Source organism: Cognatundibacterium jejuense (genome assembly GCF_014284255.1).
Classification (GTDB): Bacteria; Pseudomonadota; Gammaproteobacteria; order Burkholderiales; family Burkholderiaceae_D; genus Undibacterium; species Undibacterium jejuense.
In genome coordinates this window covers 100,251-119,691 of the sequence record NZ_JACOFV010000012.1, presented here as the reverse complement: position 1 = coordinate 119,691, position 19,441 = coordinate 100,251, and the positions used below count along the sequence as shown (strand labels likewise).

Here is a 19,441-nt window from a genome sequence, read left to right as displayed (position 1 = left end):
ATGATTGCAGTTATTTCGGATAGAAAAAGGAGTTTTTTGTGGCAAGAATCATCGTTGTAACATCCGGCAAGGGCGGAGTTGGAAAAACGACTTCCAGTGCAAGCTTTGCTTCTGGCCTCGCTATGCGTGGACACAAGACTGCCGTATTGGATTTTGACGTTGGTCTGCGTAACCTTGATCTGATCATGGGTTGCGAACGCCGCGTGGTCTATGACCTGGTCAATGTCATCAGTGGCGAAGCGACACTGAACCAGGCACTAATCAAAGACAAGCATTGCGACAACTTATTCATCCTGCCTGCCTCGCAAACCCGTGATAAAGACGCGTTGACTGAAGAAGGCGTAGAAAAAGTTCTCAATGATCTGATCAAGATGGATTTTGAATACATCGTCTGTGACTCTCCGGCAGGTATCGAGCGTGGTGCAGTCATGGCGCTCACGTTCGCCGACGAAGCCATCGTTGTCACCAACCCAGAAGTATCATCGGTGCGCGATTCTGACCGTATCCTTGGCATTATCCAGGCCAAATCCAAACGTGCACAAGCTGGTGGCGAGCCTGTTAAAGAACACTTATTAATCACCCGTTACTCTCCCAAACGCGTAGAAGCGGGCGAAATGTTATCGCATACCGACGTGCAAGAAATCTTGCGTATCCCATTAATTGGTGTTATTCCTGAATCAGAAGCAGTATTGCACGCTTCCAACCAAGGTAATCCTGCAATTCATATGAAGGGTAGCGATGTTTCCGATGCTTACGAAGACGTGGTATCACGCTTCTTAGGCCAGGATACCCCATTGCGTTTCATTAACTATGAAAAACCGGGATTGCTGCAGCGCATTTTCGGAGGTAAATAAAATGGCTCTGCTTTCTTTTTTATTTAACAGTAAACCTAAAACCGCCAATATGGCGAAAGAACGCTTGCAAATCATCATTGCACGCGAACGCACAGGCCGTGATGGTTACGATTTTTTACCGGCATTGCGTGAAGAATTGATCGCTGTCATCTCCAAGTACACCAAGGTCAATGCGGAAGACATTAAAGTTTCCCTAGACAAACAAGGTAACCTCGAAGTACTGGATGTCAACGTGGTTTTGCCAGACCTGGAAATGCGAAGTTAAAAGAAATATGCCGTCAGATCAATTGAAAAGTGATGATTTGGCGGCAAATTTGTTGCATATTGTCCTCATTTTTGAAAATTAAATATTCCAAGTTTTTGTGCAATTTTATTGATGTTGTGGTACCTGCAATCAAGTAAGTACTAGCCACCAACTACATTTTTGCGAATCATAGAAACGCTACTGATCGTTGCTAAGACACATTTTATCGGTCACATATTTTCACAATTTTCAAATTTTTCACTTGCTTTCGATATAATGATAAGCATGACATTTTAATTGCCGGACATTAACGGTAGCTACCCATGAGAATCGCTGTACTAGACGACGACAACAACCTGCTGGAATTGGTCTGTACCATTCTGAATGCAGCAGGTCATACCTGCCACCCGTTCCTGAGTGGCAAAGAAATGCTGCACCAATTACGCCGCGAAAGCTATGACATGCTGATTCTGGACTGGCAGGTTCCTGACCTGAACGGCACAGAAATTTTGCATTGGGTCAGAGAAAAACTCTCTCCGACACTACCAGTGTTGTTTATGACCAGCCGCTCCGGAGAAGACGACATCGTCGCCGGTCTGGCTGCTGGTGCCGACGACTACATGATCAAGCCTATTCGTCGTAGTGAACTGGTGGCGCGCGTACAAGCTTTGTTACGCCGAGCATATCCAACACAAACTGCATCTGAACACCTGCAATTTGGTGTCTATAAGTTTGAAACCCGCGCGGGTCGCGTCAGTATCAATGATGTGCCGGTGGAAATGACACAGAAAGAATTCGACCTCGCCTTATTGCTGTTCCGCAATCTTGGCCGCCCACTGTCACGTGCTTACATTCTGGAAGCGGTCTGGTCGCGTGATGTCGATATCCCATCCAGAACCATGGACACCCACATCTCACGGGTACGTAGCAAACTGGAATTGAGACCAGAAAATGGTTATCGTCTCGCTCCTGTTTATAGCTATGGCTACCGACTAGAACAAGTCACTCCAGAATAAATTATCCGGGTCAGTAAATCTGACCCGGATTGCATTTCAACTTTAGGATTTTCGCGCATGAGCATTTCGAGAACAACACTCCTGCGACAATGTCAGACCAGCTTACTGGCAGCAATTTGTCTCTCATTTTCCCCACTAAGTTTTGCGCAGACGCCGCGTGGCGAACCTGGCAGTGTGCTTGCCACACCACCCGATATGACGTATTTCGCGCAGCAAGGCGACACTTTATCCAGTATTGCTAAGCGATTCACCGATAAAGCACCTAACTGGACAATACTCGGTAAGCGCAATCACATCGCAGATGACCGCGCCATCCCCATAGGCACAGCAATATTGATCCCCTTAGAACTACTGCCGGAAGAAGAGAGTGAAGCAAAGGTGCTGGCACTTGCTGGCAACCCGACCTACAAGCCCGTCAACGGGGCCGATACACCATTAGCGATTGGTACGGTGGTGAAGGAAGGTACGCAAATTTTTACCGGTAAAAATGGTTTTATCACGTTGTCATTCCCAGACAATTCACGCGTTTCTATACCATCGAATAGTCAGATCAGCTTCGCCAAATTACGTAAGACCAAATATACAGCAAGCCCAAGAACTGAAATTTCATTACTTGAAGGCAAAGTTGAATCACATGTCTCTAGCTTGCTGTCCAACAAAGGCCGTTTTGAAGTGCGCTCACCGCTGGCGGTAGCAGGCGTACGGGGAACCCATTTCCGCGTTGGTGTGACCGCAGCTGGTACAGCCAATGAAGTGCTGGAAGGTGGGGTTGCCGTCAACAATCCTGCATTGAAGAAATCGACTGGTATCATTTTACCAGCGGGTAAAGGCAATATCATCAGCGCCAGCATTGTGGGTAAAGCCGTCGATTTGCTACCTGCGCCAAAACTTAGCGAGCAATACTTACTGCAAGTCCGCCCTACTATCCAATTTCTGATTGATAAATCGGAAGCAGCAACTGGCTACCATGTACAAGTATCCAGAGATGCGCAAGCACTGGATGTGTTGACGGAGAACACGTTCAAAGACACTCGCTTTAAGTTCGATGGTGTCGCAGATGGCGCTTACTATGTTCGCATTGCTGCGATAGACCAATACGGTTTGGAAGGCATTCCGCTGACACAAGCATTTACGCTAAAAGCGCGTCCGGAACCACCATTTACCGTACAGCCAAAAAACAAAATCCGTAGCGATAAAACTGACTTTGTCTGGACCGAAGCCAGTAACGCTGAGTCTTATCACTTGCAAGTCGCCAATGATGATCAGTTCAAAGACATCGTACTTGATCAAAGCAATTTAAAAGACGTGCAGTTCAGCAGTGATGCCATCAAAGTAGGAAACTATTTTTGGCGTATTGCCACTGTTGTCATCCAAAAAGATGGCAAGTCAAATCAGGGGCCGTTCAGTGATCCACAAGCATTCAGCCGCCTGCCAGCACAAACTGGCGCCGCATTTGCAGATTCAGAAGGAAAAGAGATTTCCTTCAATTGGGCGGCAGAACCAGGCCAAAAATTCCTGATTCAGATTGCCAAAGATCCTGAGTTCAAAACCATATACCTGGCACGTGACACCAGTGCTGCTGAATTGAAAATTCAGCGACCTGATGCCGGACAATACTACATTCGCGTTCAAGCGACCGATCCGGATGGCTACGTCGGGGCATTTTCTTCTACCCAAAAAATCACCATCAAAGCGCGTTGGGTCGATAGCGATGGTAATGCGATTTCTACTGGCGGTGGAACACTGGGAACTGGCTTTTGATTGGTAAATAATGGCGAACGCACCGCTACAGGTTAAACATATTGCTTTTCGCGAGTGGCTGATACTTAGTTGCTTATTAATGGCATTAACGGCCGCACTGAGTTTTTCCAATGTTCTGAGTCGGTTCAATATGGTGCTGTACGACCATTTTATGCAGATTAATTCGCATGAAGCGCGCGACGACATCCTGATTGTTGCCATTGATGACTTTAGCCTTAGCGAATTGGGGAAATGGCCGTGGCCGAGACAACGCCATGCTGAATTGCTCAACAAAATCAATGCCGCCCAGCCTCTGGCTATCGGCCTGGACATGGTACTACCGGAAGAAGAGGGCAATAATCCCGATGGTAGCCCAAGTGGTGATCAGGCATTGGCGAACGCCATAGCGCAAAGTAACCGCGTCGTTTTGCCGGTAGTTTCCGCAAGTGCTGGCAAAGGTTTAGCAGCGACTTTGCCATTACCTTTGTTAGCTTCTTCTGCGCGACAAATTGGTCATAATAGTATTGAACTTGATCCAGATGGTGTACTCCGTAGTGTCTTTTTGCGCGAAGGAATCAAGGGTGAATGGTGGCCGCATTTTGCGCTGGCGCTCAAAGACGTTGGGCAAAACTCTGCCGCGGGGACAGAGAAATATCTCCCTGGTGAACGTCGTCCAGCAGGGTTGCATAACACTCCCCAGCCCGGTACCTGGCAACGTGATTATCAGATGCACATTCCGTTTTATGGCGATAAAGGGCATTTTCGAACGATCCCTTATGTCTCGGTCTTACGCGGCGAAGTCCCTGCTGATTATTTCAAAGGAAAATATGTTCTGGTCGGAACTACCGCGGTGGGAATGGCGGATTCTTTTCCCACTCCAGTTTCCGATACTGAAGGCAGCATTCCAGGCGTAGAAATCAATGCGAATATTCTTGCCAGTTTGCTCGATGAACGTAGCATTCGCTTTGCACTGCTATGGCAAGTCGCCTTGTACAATGTGGCCATACTGAGCCTCGCCTTAATGGCGTATCAAATGCTTTCACCAAGAAAAGCACTGATCACCACAGGCATGCTGTTTTTGCTTGCAATTACCGGCAGCCTTTTATTCATGCGTTATCTCGGAGTATGGTTGCCATCCTCGTCAGCATTGGTATCTTTGCTAATCGCCTACCCGATCTGGAGCTGGCGCAGACTCGAAGCCGCCATTCAATATCTGGGTGAAGAATTTAGCTTGCTGGAAAAAGAACCGCACTTACTGCCAGAATTTGTCGAAGATGAACAAAAACAGGATGTCGCTCTTACCGACACGTTAGAAAACAGTATAAATGCCATGCGCATGGCGGCAAACCGGGTACGCGATCTGCGCCAATTTATTAGTGACAGCCTGGCCAGTTTGCCAGATGCGACGCTAGTCACGACCACCGATGGCAATGTGTTGCTCTCCAATCAGGCGGCACGCGCTTACTTTGCCGGTCTCGGCATGCCTAAAGTGAATGACGCCTTATTGCCGTATTTATTTGCTCAGATGTCGCCCCCGCAAGCGAATGATCAGACGAGCTTTAGCTGGTGGGACATTCTCGATCTGAAACATACAGCAAACATGAAACTGGGGATAGAAGTTCGCGACCCCAAATTGCAAGACGTTTTAATCAAAAGCGCACCGTGTTACAACGCGGATAAAGTCCTCGTAGGTTGGATCGTCAGCATCATCAACATCACCGCAATCCGCGCTGCGGAACGTAGCCGTGATGAGACCTTGCATTTCATTTCTCACGACATGCGGGCACCACAAGCGTCGATTCTTGCATTATTGGAAATGCAAAAAGAAACAGCAACCGCATTACCAGCCGACGAGTTCATGGCACGAATCGAAAAGGCGTCACGCATTACTTTGGGTCTGGCTGATAATTTTGTCCAGTTAGCACGAGCCGAATCGCAAGACTATCGCTTTGATGAGGTCGATTTCCAAAACGTACTGATGGATGCCACAGAAGAAATGTGGTCTTTAGCAAAAAGCAAAAATATCCGTATCAAAACCGATATTCCTGACGCTGAATTTCCGGCGCGGATTGACCGCTCTCTGGTCACACGAGTTTTGACCAATTTGTTGTCAAACGCAATCAAATACAGCCCGCGCGATACCACAATTACTTGCAGGTTATCCTTGGAGCAACATTTAGCCGATGCTGTAATCGTTTGCAGTATCATCGATCAAGGTTATGGGATTCCACGTGCCGAGCAAAATAAGCTGTTTCAACGCTTTCAACGCTTTAAAACCAACGAGCAGCCTAAGAACGACGGCGTTGGCCTTGGCATGGTGTTTGTGAAAGCGGTTTTGGACCGTCACCACGCCAAAATCGACTTTACCAGTGCTCCGAATGAGGGATCGACGTTCAACCTGCGTTTCCCCGCTAGCTTAGTTTGAGATAGATCAAGAGAGATCAAAGTGGCGGACACAAAAAATATTGTCCGCTACGCGCTATAATGACGACTTAATCCCACGCACACTTTGGCATGCAACTAACTGCTGTTGGACTCAACCATACGACTGCACCGCTCTCATTGCGGGAAAAAGTCGCCTTCTCGCCGGAGCAAATCGCTCATGCGGTGGCGGCTGCGCGTGCGTGGTTTGGTAACAATGCTGCAACGGCACAACGCAATAGCGTGACAGAAGCTGCCATTTTGTCTACGTGCAATCGCACAGAATTGTACGCAGCGTGTCCGGCAGCGAATCCTATCGATGCTACCGCACACTTTCTGGCTGACTATCACCACTTGCCTTACGCCGATTTACGGCCACATCTGTACACCCTGCCACAAGACAATGCCGTAAGACATGCGTTCCGCGTCGCGTCCGGTCTGGATTCGATGGTATTGGGTGAACCGCAAATTCTCGGTCAGATGAAAGATGCCGTAAGACAGGCTGAAGCGGCTGGTGGTCTTGGCACATATCTGCATCAAATGTTCCAACGCACGTTTGCCGTTGCCAAAGAGGTACGCAGTACCACAGAAATCGGTGCGCATAGCGTTTCTATGGCAGCCGCTGCAGTGCGACTTTCACAACGTATTTTTGACAAAATTGCTGACCAGCATGTTTTGTTTATCGGTGCGGGTGAAATGATAGAACTTTGTGCAACGCACTTTGCCGCGCAAAATCCTAAATCAATCACCATCGCCAACCGGACGTTGGAGCGTGGTGAAGCACTCGCTCATCGTTTTAATGCCAAAGCGATACGACTTGCCGATTTACCACAGCAATTGGCTCAATTTGACATTATCGTTTCATGTACCGCGTCCTCCCTGCCTATCATTGGTTTAGGCCTGGTAGAGCGCGTAGTCAAAGCGCGCAAACACCGCCCTGTGTTTATGGTCGATCTGGCAGTTCCACGCGATATCGAGCCAGAAGTGGCCAAGCTTGATGACGTGTTTTTGTATACCGTCGATGATCTTGGCACCGTAGTTCAGTCTGGTATAGAAAATCGTCAGGCAGCAGTTGCACAAGCCGAAGCGATTATTGAAACCCGCGTGCAATCATTTATGCACTGGATTGATGGCCGCGCCATCGTTCCTGTGATTCAGGACTTGCACGAAAGCAGTGAACAAGTCCGCATGATGGAACTCGACCGCGCCCGCAAAATGCTGGCACGCGGCGACGATATCGATGCCGTATTGGAAGCCTTGTCTAAAGGTATTACTGCAAAATTCTTGCATGGCCCACAACAGGCCTTGCATCAGGCCAGCGGCGACGAACGTGCGCGTCTGGCAAGCTTACTCCCACAATTATTCCGCACTAAACGTTAGCGACGCCGGTCTTTCCAGCGTTCTGCGATTGTACGAACAGTACGCACGCTTTTGGGCACATGCCCTCCTCTACTTTCACTCAATTCAAGTATGAAACCATCAATGCTTTCCAAGCTAGATCAACTAGCTGAACGCCTCGACGAAGTCGGTCATTTGCTGATGCAAGAAGGGGCCACCAACGACATGGACAATTACCGCAAACTCAACCGTGAGCATGCGGAATTAGATCCTTTGGTCGCGCTGTATAAAAATTTCCAGCAAGCGCAAGCCGATATCGATGAAGCGCAAGAAATGTTGAATGATCCTGAAATGAAAGCCTTTGCTCAGGACGAAATCGAAACAGCAAAAGTCAATATGCAAAATCTGGAAGCGGATTTGCAAAAAATGTTATTGCCGAAAGATCCCAACGACGAACGTAATATTTTGCTGGAAATTCGCGCCGGTACTGGCGGTGACGAAGCAGCATTATTTGCCGGCGACTTATTGCGTATGTACACCCGATTTGCTGAACGGAATCGCTGGCAGGTGGAGATGATGTCTGAATCCGCTTCCGAATTAGGCGGCTATAAAGAGGTCATCGTCCGTATTGCCGGGCTGGGTGCCTATTCCAAGCTGAAATTTGAATCCGGTGGTCACCGCGTACAACGCGTGCCAGCAACAGAAACCCAAGGCCGCATTCATACTTCAGCGTGTACCGTAGCGGTGATGCCAGAAGCGGATGAACTGGCCGACGTAGTGATCAATAACGCTGATTTGCGTATTGATACGTTCCGTGCCAGCGGTGCTGGTGGACAGCATATTAATAAAACCGATTCTGCAGTGCGTCTGACCCACATCCCGACCGGAATCGTGGTCGAGTGCCAAGATGGTCGTAGCCAGCATCAGAATAAAGCCCAGGCAATGCGCGTGTTAGCAACCCGCATCATGGACGGTCAGTTACGCGAAAAACAAGCCAAAGAAGCAGCGACCCGTAAGAGTCTGATCGGCTCTGGCGACCGTAGTGAACGCATACGTACTTACAACTATCCCCAAGGCCGGATGACGGATCACCGTATCAATCTGACTTTATATAAACTCGACTTTATTATGGATGGCGATCTGACGGAACTCAGCAATGCGCTGATCGCCGAACATCAAGCCGAATTATTGGCGGAACTTGGCGACGATTAAGTCGTCCAAGTAGTAATTATGATTTACGCCAGTTTGTCGACACAGCTTTTGCGCATCAGCGATTAAAACCGTGTAAGCTGGCAACCGCTCTCATTTTCCGGATGAAATTCATGCGTTCTTCGAAACCCGTATTACTTGGCATTGCCGCATTCTGCATTGGTTTGATCGGTGCTGCACTCTATTTACAAATCGTCGAGCACATGTTGCCTTGTCCGCTGTGCGTTTTGCAACGTTATGCTTTTATTGCGATTGCGATCTTTTGCCTGATTGGTGCAGCAATGCCACGTGGCACACGCCGCATCAGCATTGGTTTAGCGACAGCATCCGGGTTCACCGGTATTGGTATTGCGGCAAAACATTTATACGTTTTAGCAAACCCGGGATTTTCATGCGGTATTGATCCTTTGGAAACTGGTCTAAATAAAATATTTCTAGCCAACTGGTGGCCGACTTTGTTCCGCGCTGATGGCTTGTGTGAGATTCCTTACCCACCTACGCTGGGCTTATCTCTGCCTGCCTGGGCGATGATAGGATTTGTATTGATGACTTGTACTTTGCTGTTTCTGTTTTTCTCGCGTGAAAAAACTGGTATGTTTGGGAAGCACCGCTAATGCAAACGTGGCAACAATCGGGTCTGACTATTGCTGACTATGAACGGTTGTCACCCTTAGAAAAATTAGAAACACGCATCTTATTGATGCATGTGACAAAATTGAGCCGCATACAGTTAATTACCCAGTCAGAACACCTACTCACTACGCAGCAAGCACAAGATCTGCAAGCCTTGCTGCAACGCCGTCTTGATGGAGAACCGATTGCCTACCTGACTGGTGAGCGCGAATTTTTTGGTCTCACGTTTCATACCTCAGCCGCTGTTTTGATCCCACGTGCCGATACCGAATTATTGGTGGAGTTAGCACTGAACTATGCTCCGGATAACTCAGCACTACTAGATCTGGGTACTGGCTCGGGCGCTATCGCGATTTCCGTTGCCCACGCGCGACCAGATTTGGCAGTAACGGCAGTGGACATCAGCGACGCAGCACTAGAAATTGCTCGTAAAAATAGCGATCGTAATCTGACAGGAAATCGCCTTCAGTTACTGCAAAGCGATTGGTACAGCGCTGTGACCGGGCAAATTTTTCAAACCATCGTCAGTAACCCACCCTACATCGTCAAAAATGATCCCCATCTGACGCAGGGGGATTTACGCTTTGAACCGATCAATGCGCTGACCGATCATGGTGATGGTTTGAGTGCGTACAGGCATATCGTCAGACATGCACCAACCCATTTAGCACAGCACGGCTGGTTGCTGATGGAACATGGCTATCACCAGGCTGCCGAAGTCCGCGAATTATTATCTGCGCAAGGCTTTATGCAAGTCCAAAGCTGGCGTGACCTTGCGGGTATAGAACGGGTATCCGGCGGGCAATGGAATTAGGGCGATTAAATGGAAATATCGACCGATAAAGCAAGACTCAATGTTTCACTGATACACCAATTTCTGTCTGAACAATCAGCTTGGGCAAAGGGTATACCTTTAGAAAAGGTACAGCGTTCGATTGAACACTCTTTGTGCTTTGGTGCTTACATCGATGGGAAACAGATCGCTTTTGCCCGCGTTGTCGCCGATAAAGCAACCTTTGCCTATTTGATGGATGTCTTCGTACTGCCCGCTTATCGCGGACAAGGTCATGCCAAAACCTTGATGCATGCGGTGCAGGAACATCCAGATTTACAAGAGATACGCCGCTTTATCTTAGTCAGTAGCACAGCACGTGGTTTGTACGAAAAATTTGGATTTCAAGCCCCAGCCAAACCGGAGACCTTTATGGAAATTAATAGGCCAACTATTTATTTACGCTAAGTTATCTGCGCATCATTTCCCAATCAGTATCCAATAAAAAAACGACTTCGATTAGTGAAGTCGTTTTTTTATGTGGCCGAGGATAGGGCTTTAGAACAAGAAATTTCAACGAGCGCCGATAGGAATAGACACACCAGCCGATTTTTTCGCATCTTTTGCCGCTTTTTTCTCTTTCGGAGAGAGTAAAGCCTGTTTCTTCGTTTCTTTGTTGGTCTTGGTCACTTTACTCATGATATTGCTCCTGATAGACACCCGCGAATACGGGGGTTGCCTCAGTATAGGTGAATAAGATGCAAAGGACGGGAATTTAAAAGATTATTTCACCTGCTGCTTATTGAGCTTACGCGCCAATGTCCGTCGGTGCATACCGAGACGGCGGGCCGCTTCGGAGATATTAAAATCGGTCTCGACTAACACTTCGTGAATACGTTCCCATTCCAAGGTTTTGATCGATGTGGAACGGTTGGTCAGTTCGGGTTCAGAAACCCCTGCAACGTGCCCGAATGCAGCTTCTATGTCATCGGTGTTCGAGGGTTTGGCAAGGTACTGACATGCGCCTAGCTTCACTGCCTCAACAGCAGTAGCAATACTTGCAAAACCAGTTAATACTACGATCAACATTTCAGGATCGTGTTTGTTCAGCATTTGCACACAGGCGAGGCCAGAAGCATTACCATTTAATTTCAAGTCGACCACAGCATAACGTGGCGAATGTTTGCGCAGTAAGTCCGCTGCATCTTCGAGATTGGCAGCATGAATTACAGTATACGAGCGACGTTCAAACGAACGTGCCAAAGTACGAGCGAAAGCAGTATCGTCTTCGACTATCAACAACAGACGATTGTCCGACATTTTGTTTAACCCTTTAAAGCATGATTGCTGATAGCGGCAGCACAATTTTGACCACCGCTCCACCTTCTGCGCGATTGCGGGCAGAAACGGCCCCCCCCAATTTACGCGCCACATTCACCACAAAAAATATCCCTAAACCGCTACCGGGACGCCCTTTGGTCGATTGGTAAGGCTGTCCTAACTTTTCCAGAATTTCTGGCAAAAATCCCGGGCCCTGGTCTGCTACAACGATACTCAAAGAATTGGCATCGCTGCTGACCTCCAAAGAAAGCCAATGTGGTGATGCTTCAAGCGCATTATCTAACACATTGCACATCATCTGCTTGAGTGCTGAATCAAACACAACCGGAACATCCTGTTGCAGGTGATTTTCAAACACAAATGTACCCACTGGACGGGTAGTTCGGAAATCCTCCGCCAGGTTACTCAAGAAGGTATTGAGCGTGGTCTTTACCGAAGACTCACCGCGTGCCTCACCAGCAGACAGCAAAATACTGCTGACGATACTTTTACAACGTTGCAGTTGCCTCTGCATTTCGCTGATTTCCTCGAGCAATTCAGGGCTTTTACTAAATTCTGGCATGCGTCGCCAGTCGCCTAAAATCACTGATAATGTCGCTAAAGGGGTGCCGAGTTCATGCGCCGCTCCCGAGGCCAGGAGACCCATTTTGACAATGTGTTCTTCTTCCGTTGCGTGCTGTCTTAAATCCGCCAATTGCGCATCACGACTACTGAGATTCCCACTGATGCGTGTTAAGAAAAAAACTAATAGAGCCGCATTGACCAGAAAGCAAATAATCATGCCATCCTGATACAAACCCGGCATGCTATCGATATGCTCGACTGGCAAGGTCAGCGGATAATAAAATAAAGATAGTCCAAACAAACAGACACCAGAAATAACCACGATCAACCAGGTCGACCATGCTTCCAGCAGCACTGCACTTAAAATGACTTGCAGCAAATACAGAAACGCAAACGGATTATGAATACCACCGGATAAATACAGTTGCGCAGTTAAAATTGCGACATCTACCAGCAGGGCAAAGAATAACTCTCTGTTCGATACTTTTACTTCTTCATGCCAACGCAAATGACTGGCAATATTGAAGGCAATGAGTAGCGCAATGACATATGATATTTGCAACAACGGCAATTTGATATCAAAAACCAAGGTCGCCAGCGCAATCGTTGATACCTGCCCCAGCATTGCAATCCATCTTAAATGGATCAGCTGCAACATGTTTTTATGACCGGCAGAACTTTCGTAGTCGGATGCGGCATACAACACCCGTTTCTGATGCGTCTGGATTTCGCGTTCGTCAGTTTGCTGTACCGGGCTAGCCGTCATTCCTGCGTCTCCTAAGGATGCTGTGGTCTTGCGCTTGCTGAAACTTGCCAGAACAACCCAGCAACACGCTATGTTAACAGACTATGAGACTTGACGAGAGCTTCGCTGCGCGTTGAGGCGCTTGTCTTCGCGCCAGACGTAGAAATAGGCACCGGCAACCATCAATGCCAGCACATACCAGGTCAAGGCGTAGACTAAATGGCTATTATGAAAGGCGATAACGGTCAGACCGGGAACTGGATATTCATTAGCTTCCGGCAAAGATGAGGATGAATGCGCTTCAAGATCAACAAAATACGGCGCCGCAAAAGTTAAACGATGAGAGGTACTCATTGCCTCGATATCACGCGAAAACCACCGTTGTGCGCTTGGATCGTTGTGGCGTAAAAAGCCACCATTCGGTTCGCTGATACGTAATAAACCAGCGATCATCACACCAGCATCAGCAGTCTTGGTATTCGTTGATTGAAATTGTCCTGCCATCGCAGTTGGAATATAGCCACGATTGATCCAGACGATGTTGTTATCGTCCATTCGCAATGGCGTCATGACCCAATATCCAGGGCCTAATTCCGTCGATGCCAACACCAGACTAGTGTACTGGTAGAGGTAAGTACCACTGAGACGCACATGACGATACTCATCTTGTGCCGCATTTACTTTTGCCCAATTTGCGGCAACAGGTACATCTTGCGGAGCAGCATGCACTCTTTGCTCTACGCGCGCAATCAGATCAAGCTTCCACTGCAGCCGCTTAATTTGCCAGGTGCCAAGCAAAAAGAAGCTCAAAAATAACAACCCCGCGCAAATTGTGAGGGTGACCCTCACAAATTTGGAACGGGGTTGGGAAGCATTGACTACTAATGCATCAGCATCAGTAGTCGCATGATTCAAACGGTCAATCATGACATGCCAGGCATTTTCTTCATTTCTTTTTCTACCGGTGCCATCTTGATAGATTCAGGTACTGTTTCGTGATCCATCCCTGGCATCATGTTGTGATTCAGGTGATACATGACCCACAAAGAACCACTCATCATGATCACAACAACCATGGTTGTGAACAGCAATGCCAGCATCGTCCAGCCGCCTTCTGACTTCGAGTTCATGTGCAAGAAATACACCATATGAACAACGATCTGCACTGCTGCCAAACCTAGTAACACAAAACCTGTGGTACTGGATTTATCGAATACTTTACCCATCACCAGCCAGAATGGAATCACCGTCAAAATAACAGCGAGGATGAAACCGGTTGCATAACTTTTCAGACTACCGTGATCAGCATGGTCGTGGCCATGCTGATCATGATGGTCATGGTGGCCATGAGCCCCGTGATTGTGGTGTGCACTCATGGCAAAACTCCCATCAAATAGACAAAGGTAAAGACACCAATCCAGACAACGTCAAGAAAGTGCCAGAACATAGATAAACACATCAGGCGACGGCGATTTTCTGGTGTCAGGCCATGACGCTTCAACTGGAATAACAAAGTCACCAGCCAGATAATACCGAAGCTGACGTGCAAACCGTGAGTGCCCACCAACGCGAAGAATGACGTCAGGAAACCACTACGTTGTGGGCCTGCGCCTTCCAGGATCAGATGTACGAACTCGTACAATTCAAAATAGATAAAACACGCGCCCAAAACACCGGTAACAGCCAACCAGATCATCGTGTTACGCAAACGATCTTTTTGCGATTCCAACATCGCAAAACCGTAAGTAATCGACGACAGCAACAACAAAGAAGTATTCAGACCAACCAATGGCAGATCAAAAATTTCTGCACCAGTCGGACCACCTGCATAATTGCGCCCCAACACAGCATAAGCAGCAAACAAGCAGGCAAAGACCAGACAGTCACTCATCAGGTATAACCAAAAACCCAACATAGTGCCGTTTTCAGGATGGTGTTCCCGAACAAAGTAGCGTGAGCCGGAAGCTGCGCCCATCGCGTTATGAGTAGAAGTAGATGTATTAGACATGGCTCGCTAACAAACGTGTGCGTTCTGCTTCAGTGCGGGTAACTTCGTCCGCCGGAATGTAGTAATCGCGGTTGTAATTAAAGGTATGAGTAATGATCGCTACCATCATTGCGATAAACGCGACAACAGCAGGCAACCACATCTGCCAGATCAGAGCAAAGCCAACAGCCGCACTCAAGCCAGCGATAATCACACCAGCGCCTGTATTTTTTGGCATATGAATAGAGACAAAACCATCAGTAGGACGCTGATATTTATTGCTCTTCATATCTGCCCACGTGTCGATATCGTGCACCATTGGTGTGAACGCAAAGTTGTATGCTGGAGGTGGAGAAGATGTCGACCATTCCAGAGTACGACCACCCCATGGATCACCAGTAAAATCGCGCAATGAATCACGACGCATGAAGCTGACGCCCAACTGAATCACGAAGCAGGCAATACCGAAGGCAATCAACACCGCACCGAACGCAGCGATCTGGAACCAGATCTGCAAGGATGGATCTTCAAAGTGACTCAGGCGACGGGTAACGCCCATCAGACCCAATACATACAAAGGCATGAACGCAAAGTAGAAACCAATGGTCCAGAACCAGAATGAGCACTTACCCCAGAACGCGTCGAGCTTGTAGCCAAACGCTTTCGGGAACCAGAAATTAATACCAGCAAATGTACCAAATACCACGCCACCAATAATCACGTTGTGGAAGTGAGCAATCAAGAACAAACTGTTGTGCAATACGAAGTCAGCAGGTGGAACCGCCAGCAACACGCCCGTCATACCACCGATCACGAACGTCACCATAAAGCCCATGGTCCACAACATCGGTACTTCGAAGCGGATACGACCACGGTACATCGTAAACAACCAGTTGAAAATCTTCGCACCGGTCGGGATAGAAATAATCATCGTCGTGATCCCGAAGAACGAGTTAACACTCGCACCGGATCCCATTGTGAAGAAGTGATGCAACCATACCAGGTAAGACAAGATGGTAATAACGACAGTCGCGTACACCATGGAGGTGTAACCGAACAGACGTTTGCTGCTGAAAGTAGAAACGATTTCTGAGAACACACCAAAAATTGGCAATACCAGAATGTACACCTCTGGGTGACCCCAGATCCAGATCAGATTCACGTACATCATGGAATTACCACCCATGTCGTTCGTGAAGAAGTTCGTACCGAAGACGCGATCCAGAGACAACATCGCCAATACCGCAGTCAACACTGGGAAAGCAGCAACGATCAGAACGTTCGTACACAAAGCTGTCCATGTGAATACTGGCATTCTCATCATTGTCATGCCAGGAGCACGCATTTTGATGATCGTGACGATCAGGTTCACACCGGATAACAAGGTACCAACACCGGCAATCTGTAAGGACCAGATATAGTAATCGACTCCCACGTCCGGGCTACCGAGTATGCCTGACAGCGGTGGGTAAGCCAACCAACCTGTACGAGCAAATTCACCAACGAACAAAGATGCCATCACCAATACTGCACCGAAGGTCGTCATCCAGAAGCTGAAATTATTCAGGAACGGGAAAGCCACGTCGCGGGCACCAATTTGCATAGGCACGACGTAGTTCATCAAACCAGTAACGAACGGCATTGCGACGAAGAAAATCATGATCACGCCGTGTGCCGTGAACACCTGGTCGTAGTGATGCGGTGGCAAGAAACCGTGTGCGTCACCGAACGACAATGCCTGCTGAGCACGCATCATCAACGCATCAGCAAAACCGCGCAACAACATCACGATACCGAGGATCATGTACATGATACCGATACGTTTGTGGTCAATACTGGTGAACCAGTTGTTCCACAAGTTGCCCCATACACGGAAATAGGTCAAGGCACCTAACAAGGTGATTCCACCCAGCGCCACCATTACAAAAGTCGCTAACAAAATCGGTTCATGGAAGGGAATTGCATCCCAGCTCAGACGGCCGAATATCAGCTTAGTCATATCAATTTGGTCTAACATTATTTTTTCCCACTAGTAATTGACGGCGTGGTACACACTTCAGCATCAAGCGTGCGTCCGTTACGCTGATTCTGCGCAAGCAAAGTCAACCCTTTTGTATCGCTATTCTTTGCAGATTTAACGTTCATGTCGGTTGCCATTAACTGGTCCATACAAACCTGATCAGCTGCAACACAACGATTGACAATCGCATGGAACAAATCTGCATCCACGGTTCCATAATGGCGCACAGCATCTTTAATGCTTGGTTCTTCCAACTTCATGTAGTCAGCACGTTTGAGCGTGCTGGCATTTGCTTTCGCAGCGGCAACCCAGCCATCAAAGTCTTGCTGATTCATGCCGTGGAACTTGAATTTCATGTCAGAGAAACCTGCACCGCTGTAGTTGGCGGAGAAACCGTCATACACACCAGGTTTGTTGATCACAGCGTGCAATGCGGTTTGCATACCTGGCATCGCATAAATCTGACCTGCCAACGCTGGAATGTAGAATGAGTTCATTACCGTTGAAGCAGTAATTTTGAAGCTGACTGGCACATCAACCGGAACCGCCAATTCATTCACTGTGGCGATACCTTGTTCTGGATAAATAAACAACCATTTCCAGTCCAATGCAACAACTTCCACCACTAGTGGTTTCACGTTGGCAGGGATAGAACGATTTTCATCTAAACGCGACAACTTTCGATATGGATCAAGAGTATGCGTAGAAATCCAGGTTATCGTGCCTAAAGCGATGATAATTAACAACGGTGCACCCCAGATAATCAGCTCCAGCATTGTGGAGTGATCCCAATCGGGTTCGTAGGCTGCCTCCGTATTGCTTGCGCGATAGCGCCATGCAAAAAAGAGAGTGAGTGCTATCACCGGAACGATGATGATCAGCATCAATATTGTTGAAACGACAATCAGTTTGCTCTGCTGGGCGGCGATATCGCCAAAAGGATTTAACACAATCGTGTCACATCCAGCCAACAGCGCAACGCAAAACAGCATAAGTCCGCGCCGCAATAGTAGGGAAATCATAATGAAAAATCCAATTTAGACTGAGATTCATGGTAATGTACATGGACTGACTAGCATTAGCGATTGGACGTTTTGTCCTACCTTAGCAAAGTTATATCTGCGAGGGTTCATGGCGTCCATCGATCAGACCATAACTACGAGAGACGACTATGCCAAGTATCAGCCACCACGGCGAACATAACGCCGAATTTCCCCTCCGTTCCAACACTGGTTCAACCAAAAACACCAAGTCTGACCACACGACAATTGCGCCAGGAGAAATTGCAATTGGCGTCGTTATCGGACGCGCGTCGGAGTATTTTGACTTTTTTGTCTACGCCATCGCTTCGGTACTTGTTTTCCCGATGGTATTTTTCCCTTTCGTACCGCGCCTTGAAGGCACTTTGTACGCATTCACTATATTTTCTTTCGCGTTTCTTGCAAGGCCTTTCGGCACTATTATCTTTATGTCTATCCAGCACCATCTGGGGCGAGAAGCAAAATTGACCATGGCGCTGGTCTTGTTAGGTTTCTCGACAGCTGGAATTGCATTTTTGCCGACATTTAGTCATTTAGGCGTGACTGCCATTGTACTGCTTTCAGTTTTGCGCGTCGGACAGGGCATTGCTTTGGGTGGTGCATGGGATGGACTACCTTCTTTGCTGGCATTGAACGCACCGCAAAACAAACGCGGCTGGTATGCGATGCTAGGGCAACTTGGTGCCCCTTTTGGCTTCATGATCGCCGGTAGTATCTTCGCCTTTTTGATATCGAACACAACGGCAGAGGATTTTCTGGAATGGGGTTGGCGTTTCCCGTTTTATGTGGCGTTTGCGATTAACGTAGTGGCCTTGTTTGCCCGCTTGCGCCTGGTTTCCACCAATGAATACGCTCGTTTGTTGGATGAACGTGAATTAGAGCCAACCAAAGTCACCGAACTAGTAAGCTCCCAGGGACGCAATGTACTAATCGGCGCACTGGCAGCACTGGCAAGTTATGCCTTATTCCATCTGGTGACGGTTTTCCCTTTATCGTGGATTACTTTGTATTCGCCGCGAAATTTAAGTGATTTTTTGTACATTCAGGTGGGTGGTGCTGCATTGATGGCGGTGTCAGTCGTTTTATCTGGTTTGATCGCCGATCGCTTTGGACGCCGCAATACCTTGGGTACACTTGCGCTGATGATTGCCGTACTAAGCGGTTTTGTCCCAACATTACTTGATGGTGGCGAACAAGGGCAAAACATTTTCATCCTGTTGGGCTTTGTATTGCTGGGGCTGTCTTACGGCCAGGCTGCTGGTGCAGTGACTGCAAATTTCGCTGCCAAATACCGCTATACCGGCGCAGCATTAACTTCAGACCTGGCATGGCTAGTCGGTGCTGGTTTCGCACCCTTGGTCGCTCTTGGCCTATCCTCGCATTTCGGACTGGCCTACGTCAGCCTCTATTTACTATCTGGCGCCGCCTGCTCTATGGCTGCATTGAGCTTAAACCGGGCACTGGAAATCCGGGATTAGTTGCGGCCGGGATTATTCAATTAGTCATATAAATAGTAA

The 19,441-nt window shown here is 48.0% G+C and carries 19 protein-coding genes; 11 read left to right on the top strand and 8 right to left on the bottom strand.

Annotated elements, in window-relative coordinates:
• Positions 1 to 38 precede the first annotated feature (38 nt).
• The 10 genes from minD (at position 39) to H8K32_RS13600 (ending at position 10,695) form a co-directional block, all read left to right on the top strand.
• Positions 39 to 854 carry a septum site-determining protein MinD gene (gene minD / locus H8K32_RS13645; RefSeq protein WP_186913092.1) on the top strand — a complete coding sequence of 272 codons (816 nt, stop codon included), beginning with the start codon at positions 39 to 41 and terminating at the stop codon, positions 852 to 854.
• A gap of 1 nt (position 855) precedes the next feature.
• A complete protein-coding gene (gene minE / locus H8K32_RS13640; RefSeq protein WP_186913091.1) occupies positions 856 to 1,119 on the top strand; it encodes a cell division topological specificity factor MinE in 264 nt (87 codons plus the stop codon).
• A gap of 302 nt (positions 1,120 to 1,421) precedes the next feature.
• Positions 1,422 to 2,114 (top strand): response regulator transcription factor, encoded by a 693-nt coding sequence (locus H8K32_RS13635; protein ID WP_186913090.1) that lies wholly within the window; start codon positions 1,422 to 1,424, stop codon positions 2,112 to 2,114.
• A 57-nt stretch (positions 2,115 to 2,171) separates the two neighbouring features.
• Positions 2,172 to 3,875 (top strand): FecR family protein, encoded by a 1,704-nt coding sequence (locus H8K32_RS13630; protein ID WP_186913089.1) that lies wholly within the window; start codon positions 2,172 to 2,174, stop codon positions 3,873 to 3,875.
• Between the two features lie 10 nt (positions 3,876 to 3,885).
• Positions 3,886 to 6,279: a CHASE2 domain-containing protein gene (locus tag H8K32_RS13625; RefSeq protein ID WP_186913088.1), complete on the top strand. Its 2,394-nt coding sequence runs from the start codon at positions 3,886 to 3,888 to the stop codon at positions 6,277 to 6,279.
• Between the two features lie 89 nt (positions 6,280 to 6,368).
• Positions 6,369 to 7,655, top strand: coding sequence for a glutamyl-tRNA reductase (gene hemA, locus H8K32_RS13620; protein ID WP_186913087.1), 1,287 nt, complete (start codon positions 6,369 to 6,371; stop codon positions 7,653 to 7,655).
• Between the two features lie 90 nt (positions 7,656 to 7,745).
• Complete coding sequence (gene prfA, locus H8K32_RS13615) at positions 7,746 to 8,825, top strand: peptide chain release factor 1 (protein ID WP_186913086.1); 1,080 nt, start codon at positions 7,746 to 7,748, stop codon at positions 8,823 to 8,825.
• Between the two features lie 110 nt (positions 8,826 to 8,935).
• A complete protein-coding gene (locus tag H8K32_RS13610; RefSeq protein ID WP_186913085.1) occupies positions 8,936 to 9,436 on the top strand; it encodes a disulfide bond formation protein B in 501 nt (166 codons plus the stop codon).
• Entirely contained in the window at positions 9,436 to 10,269 is an 834-nt protein-coding gene (gene prmC, locus H8K32_RS13605; RefSeq protein ID WP_186913084.1) for a peptide chain release factor N(5)-glutamine methyltransferase, read from the top strand. Before H8K32_RS13610 ends, prmC begins: the two co-directional genes overlap by 1 nt.
• Before the next feature lie 9 nt (positions 10,270 to 10,278).
• Positions 10,279 to 10,695 (top strand): GNAT family N-acetyltransferase, encoded by a 417-nt coding sequence (locus H8K32_RS13600; protein WP_186913083.1) that lies wholly within the window; start codon positions 10,279 to 10,281, stop codon positions 10,693 to 10,695.
• Positions 10,696 to 10,800: 105 nt separating this feature from the next.
• Here the strand turns inward: H8K32_RS13600 and H8K32_RS20600 are convergent, their stop codons facing one another.
• The 8 genes from H8K32_RS20600 to cyoA all read right to left on the bottom strand — a co-directional run bounded on the left by H8K32_RS20600 (position 10,801) and on the right by cyoA (position 17,906).
• Complete coding sequence (locus tag H8K32_RS20600) at positions 10,801 to 10,926, bottom strand: hypothetical protein (protein WP_281388555.1); 126 nt, start codon at positions 10,924 to 10,926, stop codon at positions 10,801 to 10,803.
• Between the two features lie 84 nt (positions 10,927 to 11,010).
• Complete coding sequence (locus tag H8K32_RS13595; RefSeq protein ID WP_186913082.1) at positions 11,011 to 11,547, bottom strand: response regulator transcription factor; 537 nt, start codon at positions 11,545 to 11,547, stop codon at positions 11,011 to 11,013.
• Between the two features lie 13 nt (positions 11,548 to 11,560).
• Positions 11,561 to 12,898, bottom strand: a complete 1,338-nt coding sequence (locus H8K32_RS13590) for an ATP-binding protein (RefSeq protein ID WP_186913081.1) — start codon at positions 12,896 to 12,898, stop codon at positions 11,561 to 11,563.
• Positions 12,899 to 12,979: 81 nt separating this feature from the next.
• Entirely contained in the window at positions 12,980 to 13,804 is an 825-nt protein-coding gene (locus H8K32_RS13585) for an SURF1 family protein (protein WP_186913080.1), read from the bottom strand.
• A complete protein-coding gene (gene cyoD / locus H8K32_RS13580; RefSeq protein WP_186913079.1) occupies positions 13,801 to 14,253 on the bottom strand; it encodes a cytochrome o ubiquinol oxidase subunit IV in 453 nt (150 codons plus the stop codon). Before cyoD ends, H8K32_RS13585 begins: the two co-directional genes overlap by 4 nt.
• The gene (gene cyoC, locus H8K32_RS13575) at positions 14,250 to 14,885 is read right to left on the bottom strand and encodes a cytochrome o ubiquinol oxidase subunit III (RefSeq protein ID WP_186913078.1); all 636 of its coding nucleotides are present in this window, start codon (positions 14,883 to 14,885) and stop codon (positions 14,250 to 14,252) included. The genes cyoD and cyoC overlap by 4 nt, the downstream gene beginning before the upstream one ends.
• Positions 14,878 to 16,881 (bottom strand): cytochrome o ubiquinol oxidase subunit I, encoded by a 2,004-nt coding sequence (gene cyoB, locus H8K32_RS13570; RefSeq protein ID WP_186913077.1) that lies wholly within the window; start codon positions 16,879 to 16,881, stop codon positions 14,878 to 14,880. The genes cyoC and cyoB overlap by 8 nt, the downstream gene beginning before the upstream one ends.
• Positions 16,881 to 17,906 carry a ubiquinol oxidase subunit II gene (gene cyoA, locus H8K32_RS13565; protein ID WP_186913076.1) on the bottom strand — a complete coding sequence of 342 codons (1,026 nt, stop codon included), beginning with the start codon at positions 17,904 to 17,906 and terminating at the stop codon, positions 16,881 to 16,883. The genes cyoB and cyoA overlap by 1 nt, the downstream gene beginning before the upstream one ends.
• Before the next feature lie 149 nt (positions 17,907 to 18,055).
• On the opposite strand from cyoA, the gene H8K32_RS13560 reads away from it, so the two are divergent.
• Complete coding sequence (locus H8K32_RS13560; protein ID WP_186913075.1) at positions 18,056 to 19,402, top strand: MFS transporter; 1,347 nt, start codon at positions 18,056 to 18,058, stop codon at positions 19,400 to 19,402.
• Positions 19,403 to 19,441: the final 39 nt, after the last annotated feature.